This window comes from Microlunatus antarcticus (assembly GCF_014193425.1).
In the GTDB taxonomy this organism is placed as follows: Bacteria; Actinomycetota; Actinomycetes; order Propionibacteriales; family Propionibacteriaceae; genus Microlunatus; species Microlunatus antarcticus.
In genome coordinates this window covers 2137346-2152597 of sequence record NZ_JACHZG010000001.1, presented here as the reverse complement: position 1 = coordinate 2152597, position 15252 = coordinate 2137346, and the positions used below count along the sequence as shown (strand labels likewise).

Genomic DNA, 15252 nt, shown 5'->3' with positions numbered 1-15252 from the left:
CTGCCCGTCCGGCAACCCAGTCCTCCCGGGCTTACTCAGCCGGAGGGCCGTGGACACGTTGCGCCTGTGACCAGAACGACCGCGGTAACCAGGCAGAGGGTGGTCAGGCAGAGGGCTTCGGTCGCGCTGCGCGACGTCCTGTGGGCTAGTGCACTTGGCCGGCGGCGACCGGTCCTATCCGGGGTCGTCGCACGAGTTCCCACGTCAGACGCACCGCGCCCACGGCTGTGAGCGCAACGAGCGCAACCCATGCGGGCACGGACGTCGCGACCGGGATGATGAGCAAGCACGCGATCGCGGCGAGGACGCGGTCCGGCACGAGCTGGTGGTGCTCACGCTACCGGTAGGCGACATCGGCCGCGTAGAACAGCCCGACCCCACCGCTGAGCGCGATCGCCAGGAGCAGCGGCAGCGGGTCGGCGACACCGCGAAGCGCCTCGCGGGCGCCGAAGGCGAAGAAGCCGATCCCGGCGACGAGGAACAGGTGCAGGTAGCTGTAGGCGTCGCGGGCCAGCCGGGCGCGTTCGTCCCCCTGCGCCCGTTGCAGGCGTTGCTCGGCGCCAGCGGAGAGACCGAAGTAGGTCCACCACAACGAGGCGGCGATCAGGACCCCGAGGGCCGCGGCAACGAGCACGGCCGGCCGCCGGAGGTGCTCCGCGGCGCCGCCGCCCAGCCCGACGACGGCCTCACCGAGCACGATGATGACGACCAGGCCGTGTCGCTCAACGAAGTAGGAGGGGACCACCCGGAAGCCCCTCACCCCGAACGCCAGAGGTCCACCGAAGTCGACGACGGCTGCGCCGACCCAGAGCAGCTCCCGATACGGAGACGAGAACGCGGCGGCCACGGCGACCAGTACCGGTCCGGTGAGCAGGCCCGGGGCCAGCCGCAACAAAGCCGCACGGAGTCGTCGATCGTCGTGGGAGGCCGCCACCGCGAACATCACCAGGTGCAGGACGCGGACGCCGAGCAGGGCCAGCCCGAAGACGAGTGCCCCCGTACTGAACGCGGTCGGCAGCGCGCTCGCTGCCAGCAGCATCATCGCCATGGCGACGACGATCATGCAGCGGTACGCCACCCGAGCCGTGGTGAAGGAGTTGGTGAGCCAGGCGTAGCAGACCCAGGCCCACCACACCGCCAGCAAGCCGAGCGCACCATGCGCGAACCCCTGCCACGAGACGTCGGCGCTCACCAGCTCGGTGACCTGCGACATCGCGTAGACGAAGACGAGGTCGAAGAACAGCTCCAGGTGGCCCACCGACGCGTCGCCGTCGTCGCGGGCGTCCGGCTCGCCGTCCGACTCAGGATCCTCTGACACGCCCGACATGCTCTCGCATCCGCTCGAACCGCCGTCGCACCCGACGGCAGTGTGCGGTGGACCCAGGTCGATGCGTGCACCGGTTCGACCGAGCGCGGCTGCCGCAGCCGGGAGAAACGCGCTCTTGGGGTCGATGTACCGGCTACGTCGTGAAGACGATCTCGCTCGGCCTGATCTCCGCACCGGAGCCCGACCACCACAGGCTTCCTACGCGGAAAGGCCCGCAGCCTCCACTACGATCAGAGCACTTCCAGAGCTCGAGGTCCGTTGGGTGGCGGGAAGGCACGGTCGAGAGCTTCCAGGTCGTCCCACGTCAGCTCGACGTCCAGTGCCGTGGCGTTGTCGCGCACGTGCTGCGGGCTGCTCGCCTTCGGGATCGTGCAGAGCGAGTCGCGGCGCAGCACCCACGCCAGGGCCGCCGCCGCAGGACTGACCCCGTGCCCCGCCGCGACGTCGCCCAGCGTCGCGTCAGCCAGGATGCGGCCCTGCTCGATCGGTGAGTACGCCATCACCGGCAGCTCGTTCTCGACGCACCACGGCAGCAGGTCGTACTCCGGCCCCCCCCGCGACAGGTTGTACAGCACCTGGTCCGTAGCCAGCCCGCCACTGCCCGGCAGCTGCCCGAGGTCGGCGAGGGCCCGGTGGTCGAAGTTGCTGACGCCCCAGAAGCGGATCTTCCCGACGTCGACCAGCGACCCGAACGCCGCGATCGTGTCCTCCAGCGGGTGCCCGCCCTGCCAGTGCAGCAGGTACAGATCGATCCGGTCAGTGCCCAGGCGCCGGAGACTGCGCTCGCAGGCCGCCACGGTGCCGGAACGCGACGCGTGCGACGGCAACACCTTGCTCACCACGAACGCCTCATCGCGACGACCGGCCAGTGCCTCACCGACCACCTCCTCCGCGCCACCGTCGGCGTACATCTCGGCCGTGTCGACCAGGCTCAGGCCCAGATCCAGGCTGCAACGCAACGCTGCGACCTCGTCGCTACGCCGACCAGAGTCCTCACCCCAGCCCCAGGTACCCAAGCCCAGCACAGGAACGTAGGCCCCACCCGCCAGCACGATCCGCCGCACGGGCGACCACTCTCCTCCAGCACGCGTTGGGAAGTCTCCGCGGCCTGAAAACACCGCTTTCGCGCCATCGTCCCACCAGACGGCCACCACAGCGGGAGCGGCAGACTCACTGCGCATAGCTGCAGCAGACCTGATCCATGACGGCGACCGTCTCACCGCCCCCGCCGCCTGAGTGGTCGTTTCGCTGAGGTGCCCGGTAAGACGGTCCCCTTACGGGACAGGCCCTCGACCAGGACGTAATCGAACAGCCCCAGCCACTCGAGCTTCGAGGAACCCGACGTGTACGTCTGCCTAGCAGTGAGGGCGGGTCTGATGATGGAGCGTGGACCCCAACGACCCGGCCGCCGTCTTCACCGGCCTACCGACGCGCCTGTACCTCGACACTGGCGTTCTGCAGCGGCTCTGGGACTTCGGTGGGGTCGTCTGGGAGGACGAGCCGTTCGAGCCGTCAGCGAGGGCGGCGAGGGTCCCGCACCTGGCCGATGACCTGGAGGCGTTGCGTCGCATCTTCGAGGTCAACGACCGGGCCGGGTTCGAGTTCGTCGTGACCGAGGCGAGCCTGCGCGAGGTCGAGGCCCGCGGGCAAGCGGGCTACACCCGGTGGGTGCGCGACGTCGAGGACACCTGGCTCGTCCAATCGGAGGGCGTCGTCCATGAGCCGGTCGCGATGGAGCGGCTCGGCAGCGTCAGCAGTAAGGACTGGCTCCTCGTGCACGACGCGCTCACGACGTCGTGCGACGGTTTCCTGACTGCGGATCGGCCACTCGCCAGCCAAGCGCCGATCCTCGTGCGGAAGACCGGTCTGCGCGTGCTCCTGCCGGCCGATCACTGGGCGCTTCTGGCGCGGTGGGCGCCGCTCTGGCGCTAAGGGAAGCAGGCCCCGTTTCGACGAAGCCCTGGGGAACCTCGGAACGAGTGGTGAAGTCGAGGCCCACGGCCTACCTGGTGCGTCCCCGCAGGACGATTCGGCTTGCGGCGGCTCGCCTGAATCTGAACACCTCGGGCTGCCCCGTCTAGGAAATCAACAAGATAACGAGAACCGAGACGCTTGGACATCTTGTCGTCGCCCTGGTCAGAGCAAGATCACAGCGACAAGATGATCGAGTTCCTACATGTCCCGGGGGGGTGTCGACACGAGTTTTCGTGGGCAGCACCTTGGCTCCGCACTGGGCTCGTGGCCCTCTGATTCTGAATGTCTTAGGACGCAAGTCTCAGCCGGGCCACGAGCCCTCATGCGTCACGACGCGACCGGCAAGATCACCACGAACCTCGCAGAATCGTCCTTCAGGTGGGAGTTCGACCCACAGGTCAGCGGGTCGGAGACTTCCTCAGGCGGTGACTGCCTGGCGCACGGCTGCGGCGGCGGACGCCGGGTCCTCGGCGGAGTAGATTGCGCTGCCGACGACGGCGACCTGCGCACCGGCGGACTGGACGGCGCCGATCGTGCTGGGTGAGACGCCTCCGGCGACCGAGAACGGGACGCCGGCCTCCTTGCCCGCGGTCAGCAGGGTGTCCAGGGAGTACCCGTCCTGGGCCTGTTCGTCCAGCCCGGCGTGGATCTCGACGAAGGTCGCGCCCAGCTCGGTGACCTCGCGGGCGCGGGTCACCTTGTCCTTGACGCCGATGAGGTCGACCACGACGCTCTTGCCGTGGGCGCGCCCGGCGCCGACGGCGCCCTTGATGGTGCTGTTGTCGGCGACTCCGAGGACGGTGACCAGGTCGGCGCCGGCCTCGAACGCGAGGTTGGCCTCGAGGTAGCCGGTGTCCATGATCTTCAGGTCGGCGAAGATCTGCTTGTCCGGGTGCGCGTTCTTCAGCGCGGTGATCGCGGCGGTGCCCTCGGACTTGATCAGGGGGGTGCCCAGCTCCAGGATGTCGACGCTGGGGGCTGCGGCGGCCGCAAGCTCCAGCGCCTTCTGGGTAGTGGTGGTGTCGATGGCGAACTGGATCTTCATGGGGATTCCTTTCGGTGGAGTGTGAGAAGTCGGCGGTGGAGCATCACTCGAGGTTCGCGTGGCGGGCCTTGAGCTGGTCGCGGTCCTGCCCCGAGCGGTGCCACAAGACGGCGAAGAGTGCGTCGCCGACGACCAGCACGCTCTGCTCGAACAGCGAGCCGGCGTACTGGGCGGTGACGCGGCTGCTGCGGTCGGACTTGGCGGCCGCCGGGACGACGACCGTGGTCGTGGCGAGCGCGGCCAGCGGGGAGGCGTCGTCCGTGGTCAGCGCCAGGACCTCACCTCCGGCCGAGCGTGTTGCCTCGGCGACGCGCACCACGGAGCCGGTGGTGCCGGAGCCGCTGGCGGCGATCAGCAGGTCGCCCTCGCCGAGGGCGGGGGCGGTCGCCTCACCGACCACGTGGGCCTCGAGGCCCAGGTGCATCAACCGCATCGCGACCATCCGCAGCGCGATGCCGGAGCGTCCGGCGCCGTGTACGAAGACGCGCCGGGCACCGCGGATGCGGTCCGCGGCAGCTTCCAGGGCGGCTGTCTCGTCGTGCTGGATCCGAGCCGCGACGCCGCTGATCTCCTCGGCGATCTGCACAACTGTGGAGGTGCTCGATGACGCAGAGGGGGCGGTTTGAACTGTGGTGCTCATGTCCTTCACGGTAGGAGCGCGGGGCGGTCCGCACCTCTACCCGGAGGCGGAGGGTGCCCACCCGTCCGGGTAGGCTCGGGCGGATGGAGGCGCCCCAGAGTGACCGTTCCGAGACCGGAAGGGATCCGGACCGGTTCGCCGTCGCGCTCCGGTCCCTGCTCGCGATCCTGCGCTCCGAAAGGCTGACCGACCGCGTGGCCCGTGTCGAGGCCGAGCAGCTGGCGACCCGAACGATGATCGCGCTGCGCGAGACGGTCGAGGCGGAGCAGGCCGAGGCGTTCGAGCCGGCGGTCGGCGCGTTCGAGAAGCTGAAGGACGAGCTGGCCCCGCTGAACCGGTTCGGCGACATGGCGATTGAGTTCTTCCCACCGCCCGCCACGGGCCGCGCGGTCCCGGCCCCGACCGCGCGCGCCGCCCGGGCGGCGGTCCGGAACGCGCTGCTGGTACAGCTCGACGCCGGCGACGTCACACGTGAGCGCATCGAGTGGGCCTGCGACGGCACCAACCTGCTGGTCAATATGCACGACGACGGTCCCGGGCAGGTGCGGCGCGAGGATGACGCGCTACGACCCGTCGCCGAGCACGTCGAGTCCGCCGGCGGCACCTGGGATCTCGACTCCACGCCCGGCTGGGGATCGCACCTGCAGATCGTCTTCCCCCTAGACCCGCCCGCGCCGGCGACCGGGACCGCTCTCGAGGATCTCACCCCCCGGCAGCGGCAGGTCGTCGTCCTGATCGCCCAAGGCATGACGAACCCTGAGGTCGCCGATCATCTCGGGATCAGTGCCAACACGGTGAAGTTCCACGTGCGGCAGGCCATGCGGCACCTCGGTGCGTCTCGCCGCAGCGAACTGGCCGCACTCGCCGCCAGTGGAGGCAACCCTGCCTGAACGACGGTGCACCGGGGAACGCGGCGCCTAGACGGTATGGAGTAACGCACGATCCGGTGTGTCAGAAAGGGTCGCAGAACCTGCGGACGCGCGATTAATTCTGAGACGCGTTGTGGACGCGAAAAGAGTCGTAGTTTGTGGCTTTCGCCGTTAAGTGGCGGGGTGCTGTGGATGCTCCGTGGCGGTTTCAACTTTAGGTGGGTGCTGCCGTGACTCACGGCCCGTAAGCCGATCCCGCTAGGAGACGAACGGCTCATCGAGAAGCGGGAGACGAACGGCGAGGCGAAAACGGCCACCTTCGGTGCTTGAGGCGCTCGTCGCGCTCGCATCGACCTGAGCGAGCGCGGCGAGACCGCACCGACCTGACGCGTGGACGGGCCGAGCCACCGTCGAGGACGTGACGCACGAGCCGGCTGGCGCATCCTGGGCGTCGCGCAGTTCCTCCAGCAGCTGCTGCCGGATCTGCGCCTGCTTCTCCAACGCCCGGTACGCGGTCACCGCCAGCACCGCGACGCAGGCCGGACCGGCCAGCACGGTCGGGTCGAAGGCGCTCCGCATCGAGGTCCACGCCGCCGCCACGGTGAGGACCATGACGGCGACGACTCCCGCCGCGACCGGGAACGGCAGCACCCGGAGCGCGACGAAGGCCAGCGGGACCGCGCACCAGGCGAAGGACGGAGCGATGACGACCAGGGCAGCCCAGGCCAGCACCAGCACCCCGCACCACCCCGCCGGCCACCACCGGCTCCGGCGCCAGGGCACCCAGCCGTAGACGACGTAGCCGGCCAGCAGCAGACCCGCGCCGGCAAGCACCCACCCGGCTCGGTCGTCGAACCGGTGATTCTGCAGGTACCGCACCACCGACGTCAGCGTCAGCACCGCAAGGCTGACGTGCAGCCAGCGCCCCAGCTGACTCACGCCGGCCAGGATGCCCTGAGGGCCACTGGTCGAACCGGTCGTGCTCCTCGGTTGGGCGGTCAGGTCGGGAAGACCTGGTGCGGACGCGGTCATAGCTGGGCCAGGCTAGAGGCTGTTCGGTAGCGGGACATCGCCCATTCGGCTACCGATTCCTACCCAGGCGCCGGACGCGCACCAGGCTGGTGGCAGGTCACGGTGAAGGCTCGCCCTCGACCTTCTTGGAGACCCAGATGAAGTGTGCTGCCCTTGTCGCCGCGGCCCTGTCCGCCGGCTGCCTGCTGATCGTTCCCACCACGGCCGCCGAAGCCCACCAGCGCCCCACCACCTACGTCCTCCAGGGTGATCCGAGCGACCCTCAGGGCTCGAAGTTCGAAGGCATCGGCGTCGACCGACGCGAGCGGACGTTCTACGTCAGCGAGACCACCGGCGGGGAGATCCACCGCGGCGACGTCCGCACCGGCCGGACCGAGGTGTGGCTGCGGGAGGGAGCAGACGGCCGCTCGACGGCCCGTGGCGTCACCGTCGACCGTCAAGGACGCGTGTACGTCGCCGGCGGGCCGAACTCCACCCAGTCCGGCGGGCCGGACCTGTGGGTCTACGCGCCCGACGGCCGTCTGCTCGCCGCGCTGCGGGTCGACGTCTCGAACCCGTTCCTCAACGACGTCACCATCGGCCCGGACGGTGCCGCCTACTTCACCAACTCCAACGCTCCCCAGATCTTCCGTGTCGCCTTCCAGGACGGGCGGTGGCAGGTCCGCACCTGGGCCGACGCCACCGACGTCATCCCTACCCAGAGCGGCTTCAACCTCGGCGGGATCGTCGTCTCCCCCGACCGGCGCGCCCTGGTCGTCGCCCAGGGCAACACCGGCCAGCTCTGGCGGTTCAGCCTGCGCTCCGGCCGCACGAGGCCGATCGACATCGCAGACGCGAATCTGCTCAACGCCGACGGGCTGGTGCTGCGCGGCCACACCCTGCGGGTGGTGCGCAACTTCGACCGCAAGCTCAGCACCCTAAGACTTGACGACAGCGGCCGGGCGGCCCGGCTGGTCGCGGAACGCGACACCGACCCGACCCGGGTCTTCACCACCGCCAAGATCGCCCGCGGCCAGCTGCTGCTGGTCGACAGCAAGTTCGACGAGCCCGTCGCGGCGCCGCCGTACGAGGTGGTCGCTCTGCGGCTGCACCGATGAGTGGCCGCGTCCTGACGGCCGCCCTGGCCGTACTGGTCCTCGCCAGCGCCTGCAGCGGAGGGAAGGTCACGCCGGCCGCCGATCCCACGCCGGCCGCCACACAGCCCGGGCCCCCCGGCACCGGTTCGCCGACGCCTTGCGCATCGAGTCCAGCCGTGTCGTCACCGCGCGCCCCGCGCACCGCCTCAGAACAGCAGAACCTCGACGAGTCGCTGATCGCAGCCGCGACGGACAACGACGTACTACGCGCGCGCACCCTGATCCGTCGTGGCGCCGACGTCAACGCCCAAGACGACAGCCAGCAGAGCGCCTATCTCATCGCCGCCAGCGAAGGTCACCTCGAACTGCTCAACCTCACCCTGGAGCACGGCGCCGACGTCGACGCCAAGGACTCCTTCAACGGCACCGGGCTGATCCGCGCTGCCGACCGCGGTCACGCCGACGTCGCCGGGCGACTGGTACGGGCCGGAGTCGAGCTCGACCACGTCAACAACCTCGGCTGGGCGGCTCTCCACGAAGCCGTGATCCTCGGCGACGGATCAGCCCGCTACGTCGACACCGTAAGGGTGCTCCTCGCCGCCGGAGCCGATGTCCGGCTCCGCTCACAACGCGACCAGTTCACCCCCCTGGCCCATGCCCGGTCCAAAGGCTTCGGCGCCATCGCCAGGGAGCTGGATGCCGCACTCGACGCCGACGACCCCTCCAAGCGGGAGGCCAACCGGCGCCTGCTCGCCGCCGCAGCAACCGGCGACGCCACCCGCGCCGCCCTTGCAGTACGTGCGGGCGCGAAGCTGGAGACCCGGGACAACCGGGGCCGTACCCCGTTGCTCGTCGCCGTCACCGCGAACGAGCTGGCGGTCGCGCGGCTGCTAGTGCACCTCGGCGCGGATCCTGACGCGCTCGACGACCGGCACGACACGCCCTGGCTTGTTACCGGGGTCACCGGCAGCGTCGCGATGGCTGACGTGCTGCTGCCCGCCCACCCCGACCTGCGCATTCGCAACCGCTTCGGCGGCGTCGCCCTCATCCCGGCCAGCGAACGCGGCCACCTCGACTACGTGCAGCGCGTCGTGAAGACCGACATCGACGTGAACCACGTCAATGACCTCGGTTGGACGGCGCTGCTCGAAGCAGTCATCCTCGGTGACGGAACCCGGCGGTACCAGCAGATCGTCTCGGCCCTCCTCGCCGCCGGAGCGGACCGGCAGCTGCCCGACCGCGACGGTGTCACCGCTCTGCAGCACGCCCAACGACGCGGACACGAGGCCGTCGCGGACCTGCTCCAGGGATGACCGGCAGCCGGGGGGACAGATCCAGCGCCTGGAACGGACCATCACCATGCATCGTTCGCGCGTTCGCCACCTCTGAGGCCGGGCTGACGCACCCGGCGGGGTCCGGCGCTGGTGATGCTCACGAGCTGCCCTGGCGAACGATCAGACGTCAATCGCCGGCGCAGAGCGAGTGAAACAATGCGTCTCGTGGCCCAGCCGAACCAGCTTTGGTCGAGACGAATCGACTCAGAGTCCGAGTTCGTGCGCGCGACCCGCGGGATCTGGGACGACATCCTGAATGGGGTCGAGGTCGTGATCGAAAAAGGGCGTTGAGGCTGCGAACCAAGATCATCCGGGTACTGACAACTTAAGTGACACAAAATCCGGGTACTGACAAGAGCATTGGCACAGACGGCCCCCTTTCCGGCACACGCAGGACTGTCATCTAAGCGTGGAGCTACTGCCAAGTTCGATGACGCCGGACACTTCTGTCCTCTCTAGCCAATCACGATAGAGGTCCGGGCTGACTCTTTTAGGCTCGTCGCCGCCCCCCCCGCCCCCCCGTGACGGCGGCGGCGGCGAGGAGGCGCCGGCGGGGCGGCCCGCTAGCGGCTGTCCTGTCGCATGCAAGTTGTCAGTTTTCTCACGCATCTTGTCAGCAGTCCGGATCTGGCCGCGTTTCTCACTTATCTTGTCAGTGGCCCAGTACTCGATGAAGCACGGTGAGGCGCCGCCAACCCGTCCCGTAAGAGGACTGTCGGGCGGAGTACTGAGGCGAATAAGGCGCTGTGATGATGACCGGCGCTGAAGGGTCCTGGTCGGCGACTATTAAAAGGTGGCGCCGTCGATCAGGTAGGCAGACATCGTTGCCTGGAGCCGGTTGACGATGTCGCCGGCGAGACGGAGCTCATCCATCGAGTAGTGGCTTAGTGCCGTGTGGAGCTGGTCGGCAAGAGGGGCGAAGAAGTCGTCGGCTGCTTGGTGGATGGCTGGCGTGGAGTGCAGCGTGACGACGCGGCGGTCACTGTGCTCACGTGTTCGCTGGACATGCCCGGCCGCCTCGAGACGGTTCAGCAGGGTCGACGTGGCTCCGGTGCTCAGACCGATCCGCTCGGCCAGACGTGCGGGTGTCAGCGGAAGTGCACGATCTTCGGCGGTGAGGATCTCGACGACGGCGGCGGCGTCTGTGGTGTGCATGTGCCTGGTCCGGGCAAACATCCGCCCCATCTCGGTCTGGGTCGTGGCGAAGGCGCGAAGGTCCTGCACGAGCTGCGCGCGCTGCTCCTCCTGCTCTTGCCCTTCGTCCATACCTGATCCTCTCCTGCCGTCGTGACGAGCGAATTGAAAACTAGCACGACACGGAGTATCTTCACCGCGTAACTACTTTACGAGGGAGCCTGGAGGCTGGCTGCCTCACGACGAGGGCGAGAATGATCATGAACAGGACCCACATCCCGGCAGCCGACCGGTCGTCGCCGAGCTCGACGTCGGAGGCCGGGCCCGGCAAGCCGCAGCGCCTCGGCTGGGTTCTGCTGGTGCTCGCCGTGTCGCAGCTGATGATCGTGCTCGACGGCACGGTCGTGAACGTCGCGCTGCCGACGGCACAGCTCGACCTCGGCTTCGACACCGACCAGCGGCAGTGGGTCGTGACCGCTTACGCGCTCGCGTTCGGAAGCCTGCTGCTGCTCGGCGGCCGACTGGCCGACGTATGGGGGCGCCGGACCGTCTTCATCGCCGGCCTGCTCGGGTTCGCCGTGTCCTCCGCGGTCGGGGGCGCCGCCGTGAGCTTCGGGATGCTCGTCGCCGGCCGCGCCGCGCAGGGCGCATTCGGGGCGCTCCTCGCCCCCGCCGCGCTGTCGCTGCTGTCGTCGATGTTCACCAGCCCTCAGGAACGGGCGCGCGCCTTCGGCGTCTTCGGAGCCGTGGCTGGCGGTGGCGCCGCGATCGGACTGGTCCTCGGCGGCGTCCTCACTGAGTACACGTCGTGGCGCTGGACCCTCTACATCAACCTGTTCTTCGCGGCCGCGGCCGCCATCGGCGCCGTGGCGACCATCCCTGCGGATCGGGTCCTGGGTGCCAAGCCGAAGCTCGACGCCGCGGGTGCCGTCCTGGTGTCTCTCGGCCTCGTCGGCCTGGTCTACGGGTTGTCGACCGCGGCCATCAGCGGGTGGGACGACCCCGTCACTATCGTCACCCTCGGCGTCGGCGCCGTCCTGCTCGTCGTGTTCCTGGTCGTGGAGGCCCGGGTCGCCGACCCGTTGCTCCCGCCCCGTGTGCTGGCCGACCGGAACCGCGGAGCCGCGTACCTCACCGCCGGCCTGGTGTCGCTCGCCCTCTTCAGCGTGTTCCTCTTCCTCACCTACTACCTGCAGCTCCTCCGCGGCTATACCCCGCTCCAGACCGGGCTGGCCTTCCTCCCGCTCCCGATCAGCATCGCGATCACCTCGGTCGTCATCGCCCCTCGGACCCTCCCGCGTCTCGGCGCGAAGGCCCTCCTGGTGGGAGGCCCCCTCGTCGCCGCCGCAGGGCTGCTGCTGCTGAACACGATCAGCCTCACCAGCAGCTACTGGCTGACCATCGTCCCCGCCCTGCTCGTCCTGGGTCTCGGCCTCGGGCACGTCTTCTCGGCCGCGCCGAACATCGCCACCTCGAGCCTCGACCCCCGCGACCTCGGCGTCGGCTCCGCGATGGTGAACACCTCCCAGCAGGTCGGCGGCGCCGTCGGAACCGCATTCCTGTCCGCGATCGCCGCCAGCACTGTGACCGTCTACCTCCGCGATCACGGCACCGGCGCTGCCGCGCAGGCCGCCGCTCAGCTGGCCAGCTACTACGCCGCCTATCTCACCTCGGTGGCCATCCTGACCGTCCTCGCCGCCACGACCGTGTTCCTCCTGAAGTCCGAGCGCCGACCGTCGGCGCGCACCAACCAATGACCCCGACCCACCCAGCCCCGCGGTCAGCAGACCGCCAGAACGAAAGAGATCTGTCATGCGGCTCAACCACGTCAACCTCTGCGCCAGCGACGTCAACGCGCTGACGCGCACGCTCGAAGCGCACTTCAGCTACAGCACCGTCCAGAGCGGCACCGTGCCCAACTACCCCGGCGTGCCGAACCCCGGCACCGAGTACGCGATGCTCATCGGCGACGACGGCTCCGACATCGTCATCACCCAGATCGACCCGCCTTCAGACGGGGAGTCGGCATACCCGCCGCAGTTCCACTTCGGGCTCATCCAGGACACCGCCCAAGCCGTGCACTCACTCCACGCCGAGCTGACCACAGCAGGGTACGAGCCCGGCACGATCAGCGTCTTCGAGGTGCTCGGGGCTACGTGGACGGCGTTCTACTGCCCGCTGGGCGACGGACTCGAGATCGAGATCAACCACCGCACCGACTCGGATCTGCTCGACCACGCGGGCGCACAACAGCCCGAGGGCCAGCCCTCGTGACGCGCCGACCGCTCAACCCGCTGTACTGGCTGCTGGCCCAAATCGGGTCCCGGGTCCAGTCCAACCCCCAGGTCGCAAACGAGCTCACCGCCGCCGTAGCCGTCATGGCACCGACCACGCTGTCCGTGCCGACCAGGCACGGCCACGTACGCGTCCTCGTGCTCCGACCCACCCAGCAGGGCGCCAACCCCGGCACCAGATCGCCGATCATCATGCAGCTGCACGGTGGCGGCTTCGTCAACCGGCACCCCGAGCAAGACCTCCACCTCGCGCGATACCTCGCCGCCAGCCTGCACGCCGTCGTCGTGCTGCCCGACTACGACACCGCCCCGAAGGTGCGCTACCCCGTCGCGGAGGAGGAGGCGTTCGACGTCGCCCGCTGGCTCCGAAGGTCAGGACAGGAGCACGGCTGGGACGGCGACCGGCTGCTGCTCTCCGGAGTGAGCGCCGGAGCGAAGCTCGCCATCAACGTCTGCCAGCAGCTGCACGACGCCAGCGAGGCAGCTCCCCTCGCCGTCGCGCTCACGGTGCCCTTCACGGACCCCACCCGAACCGATCGCACCTCGTCCAACCCGAAAGCCGTCATCAGCCCCTTCGTCCAGCGGTGGGTGGCCTGGGCCTACTTCCCCGACATCGAACGGCGACGCGAAAAGCTAGCCGCGCCGCGCTACGACCCGACACTCGCGGACGCCATGCCACCCACGCTCGTCCAAACCGGCGAGCTCGACACACTCGCCGCCGAAGGAGCAGAGCTTGCCAAAACCCTCGCAGCAGCCGGCGTCGAGACGAAGCACCGCGTCTACCCGCGGGCCGACCACGACTTCTACTCACGCGAACCCGTCGACAACGTTCGCAACCTACTGATCGAGATCACCAAGTTCTTCCGAGCCCGACTTTGACACCGCGCACCTGATCGAAGCTTCCCGACAAGTTTGACCACGGTGTACGGGTGGCAAGGGCGCGTCACCAACCCTCACCGAAAGACGTCCGTCCAGCGGTGGCACCAACCTGTCCCCTCCCAGGCCGCGCGCCACAGAGCGGCCTTATCTTCGTAATCCCCGCCCGGGAAGAAGTCTCGATGAATGGGCGTCACCCGGAGACACCATGGCGAGGCGCGGGACCCGATGCGACCCCACGCAGTGCATGGCTTGCCGCGTGCCAAGCAAGATCATCCGGCCGATGACAACTTGAGTGAGACAGAATCCGCCTACTGCCAAGATCACTGAGACGGATCAGTCGTGGTTCGTCGCACAGAAGGTGTCAGCGGAGCGTGGAACCGCTGACACCATCAGTGAGACCGGACAGCGCCCGCCGCCGCCGCGGGGGGCGTGGTTGTCCTCCGGCGGGCGTTGAGCGTGACGACACCTGGTCGACGTCGTGGCGTACCGCACTGAGCGTGAGCGGGTGTCCGCATGTCGGTTCAGTGAGGCGTCGCGGCGACTGAGGGTCTAGCGGTACACCAGGGACGGCCGAATGGAGTGCGAATCGTGTCGCCCCAGCAGCGACGAGTACGTGGCGACATCGTCAACGGGTTCGCTCATCGGCCGGCCGTCCTGTTCTCGGGATGGATCCGTTCAGCGGCGATCGCCTGCAGTTGGTCCTCGCTCAGCAGGTAGTCGTTCCGGCCGATTGCGGGGCCCCGGCCCGCCACGATGCGCCGGTACTCGGCAAGCATCCGCATGTAGACGTCGAGCGTCGGGGAGTGCGAGTTCCCTCCGCTAGGCCCGTGAACGACGTCAACCTGCTCGGCCCAGCGATCGTCGTCGACGAGGTGCTTCACGTAGGCGGACATCTTGTGCTCGAGGGCACGGTTGTGGTCGAACCCCCGGTAGCGCAGCGCGCTGGCCAACCCCTCGCTGACCGGCGTCCCGCTCTTCTCGAGGTGCAGCAAGCTGTAGTGCGCGATCCGGAACATCTGGAGAATGTCGACGACCCGCTGGGAGTCGCGCTTGCTGAGCTCGGGCGAGATGCCGGCGAACTCGACCCCGTACTCCTCGGTGTACCCCGCCTCGAGCACCTGAGCGCGCTCGAGCTGGTAGTCAGGGTCGCCGTCGACGTCGTTCGCATCCTCGGGAAGCACCCTGGCGAGGATGCGGTGCAGCAGAGAGAGGACGTGGCGGTCCTTGGGGGTGAGAGAGTCCGGGGCGTACCCGTCGGGACGGTCGTCGTCGGACCGCACGCTGACGACCCGCTCGTGGATCAGGTCTCGGACGAAGTCGCTGATCGTGACGCCGTCCTCGCCCGCTCGCTGCTGCAGCGCGTCGCGAGTCTCGTCGTCGAGCCGAACGGTGATGGTAGGCATTGCGTGGCTCCTGACGTCCTACAAGAGTGTGTTTGCGTAGTACGCCAATACGGTAGCACCGTAACGAGAAAGTGGACTACTTCCTCCAGCACGTCGGGCAGTCCCAGCACGCTTGCAATGTCTGACCACTTCGTGCTCCTCAACCCCACCCGTCCGACTTCGACAAGGACCACCCGCGTAGCACCAGGCCTCGACGGAACGTCAACTCGCGCTGCACGCCGCATCAGTCGAGCTCGCCGAACAGG

The 15252-nt window shown here is 68.7% G+C and carries 15 protein-coding genes; 8 read left to right on the top strand and 7 right to left on the bottom strand.

Annotated features, from left to right (window positions below):
- Window positions 1-337: 337 nt before the first annotated feature.
- Complete coding sequence (locus FHX39_RS10015) at window positions 338-1318, bottom strand: low temperature requirement protein A (protein ID WP_198423345.1); 981 nt, start codon at window positions 1316-1318, stop codon at window positions 338-340.
- Between the two features lie 239 nt (window positions 1319-1557).
- Window positions 1558-2391, bottom strand: coding sequence for an aldo/keto reductase (locus FHX39_RS10010; protein ID WP_332836763.1), 834 nt, complete (start codon window positions 2389-2391; stop codon window positions 1558-1560).
- Between the two features lie 322 nt (window positions 2392-2713).
- Here FHX39_RS10010 and FHX39_RS10005 point away from each other — a divergent pair, with 322 nt between their 5' ends.
- Window positions 2714-3259, top strand: a complete 546-nt coding sequence (locus FHX39_RS10005; RefSeq protein ID WP_183338031.1) for a hypothetical protein — start codon at window positions 2714-2716, stop codon at window positions 3257-3259.
- A 460-nt stretch (window positions 3260-3719) separates the two neighbouring features.
- On the opposite strand, the gene hxlA is transcribed toward FHX39_RS10005, so the two are convergent.
- Window positions 3720-4346, bottom strand: a complete 627-nt coding sequence (gene hxlA, locus FHX39_RS10000) for a 3-hexulose-6-phosphate synthase (RefSeq protein ID WP_183338029.1) — start codon at window positions 4344-4346, stop codon at window positions 3720-3722.
- Window positions 4347-4389: 43 nt separating this feature from the next.
- Window positions 4390-4986 (bottom strand): 6-phospho-3-hexuloisomerase, encoded by a 597-nt coding sequence (hxlB, locus tag FHX39_RS09995; RefSeq protein ID WP_183338027.1) that lies wholly within the window; start codon window positions 4984-4986, stop codon window positions 4390-4392.
- 83 nt (window positions 4987-5069) lie between these two features.
- On the opposite strand from hxlB, the gene FHX39_RS09990 reads away from it, so the two are divergent.
- The gene (locus FHX39_RS09990; protein ID WP_183338025.1) at window positions 5070-5876 is read left to right on the top strand and encodes a helix-turn-helix transcriptional regulator; all 807 of its coding nucleotides are present in this window, start codon (window positions 5070-5072) and stop codon (window positions 5874-5876) included.
- A 237-nt stretch (window positions 5877-6113) separates the two neighbouring features.
- Here FHX39_RS09990 and FHX39_RS09985 read toward each other — a convergent pair whose 3' ends face one another.
- Window positions 6114-6794 carry a hypothetical protein gene (locus FHX39_RS09985; RefSeq protein ID WP_183338023.1) on the bottom strand — a complete coding sequence of 227 codons (681 nt, stop codon included), beginning with the start codon at window positions 6792-6794 and terminating at the stop codon, window positions 6114-6116.
- 230 nt (window positions 6795-7024) lie between these two features.
- Between FHX39_RS09985 and FHX39_RS09980 the strand changes: the two genes are divergently transcribed.
- The 3 genes from FHX39_RS09980 to FHX39_RS21760 all read left to right on the top strand — a co-directional run bounded on the left by FHX39_RS09980 (window position 7025) and on the right by FHX39_RS21760 (window position 9588).
- The gene (locus FHX39_RS09980; RefSeq protein WP_183338021.1) at window positions 7025-7984 is read left to right on the top strand and encodes an SMP-30/gluconolactonase/LRE family protein; all 960 of its coding nucleotides are present in this window, start codon (window positions 7025-7027) and stop codon (window positions 7982-7984) included.
- Between the two features lie 155 nt (window positions 7985-8139).
- Entirely contained in the window at window positions 8140-9276 is a 1137-nt protein-coding gene (locus FHX39_RS09975; RefSeq protein ID WP_332836762.1) for an ankyrin repeat domain-containing protein, read from the top strand.
- A 186-nt stretch (window positions 9277-9462) separates the two neighbouring features.
- Window positions 9463-9588, top strand: coding sequence for a hypothetical protein (locus tag FHX39_RS21760; RefSeq protein WP_269778518.1), 126 nt, complete (start codon window positions 9463-9465; stop codon window positions 9586-9588).
- 495 nt (window positions 9589-10083) lie between these two features.
- Here FHX39_RS21760 and FHX39_RS09970 read toward each other — a convergent pair whose 3' ends face one another.
- Window positions 10084-10563, bottom strand: coding sequence for a MarR family winged helix-turn-helix transcriptional regulator (locus tag FHX39_RS09970; RefSeq protein WP_183338016.1), 480 nt, complete (start codon window positions 10561-10563; stop codon window positions 10084-10086).
- A 128-nt stretch (window positions 10564-10691) separates the two neighbouring features.
- On the opposite strand from FHX39_RS09970, the gene FHX39_RS09965 reads away from it, so the two are divergent.
- The 3 genes from FHX39_RS09965 to FHX39_RS09955 are packed head-to-tail and all read left to right on the top strand — an operon-like array spanning window position 10692 to window position 13604.
- On the top strand, window positions 10692-12188 hold the full coding sequence (locus FHX39_RS09965) for a DHA2 family efflux MFS transporter permease subunit (RefSeq protein WP_183338014.1): 1497 nt from the start codon (window positions 10692-10694) through the stop codon (window positions 12186-12188).
- 55 nt (window positions 12189-12243) lie between these two features.
- Entirely contained in the window at window positions 12244-12705 is a 462-nt protein-coding gene (locus tag FHX39_RS09960) for a VOC family protein (RefSeq protein ID WP_183338012.1), read from the top strand.
- On the top strand, window positions 12702-13604 hold the full coding sequence (locus tag FHX39_RS09955; protein ID WP_183338010.1) for an alpha/beta hydrolase: 903 nt from the start codon (window positions 12702-12704) through the stop codon (window positions 13602-13604). The genes FHX39_RS09960 and FHX39_RS09955 overlap by 4 nt, the downstream gene beginning before the upstream one ends.
- Before the next feature lie 638 nt (window positions 13605-14242).
- Here the strand turns inward: FHX39_RS09955 and FHX39_RS09950 are convergent.
- Window positions 14243-15007, bottom strand: a complete 765-nt coding sequence (locus tag FHX39_RS09950) for a YfbU family protein (protein WP_183338008.1) — start codon at window positions 15005-15007, stop codon at window positions 14243-14245.
- Between the last annotated feature and the right edge of the window lie 245 nt (window positions 15008-15252).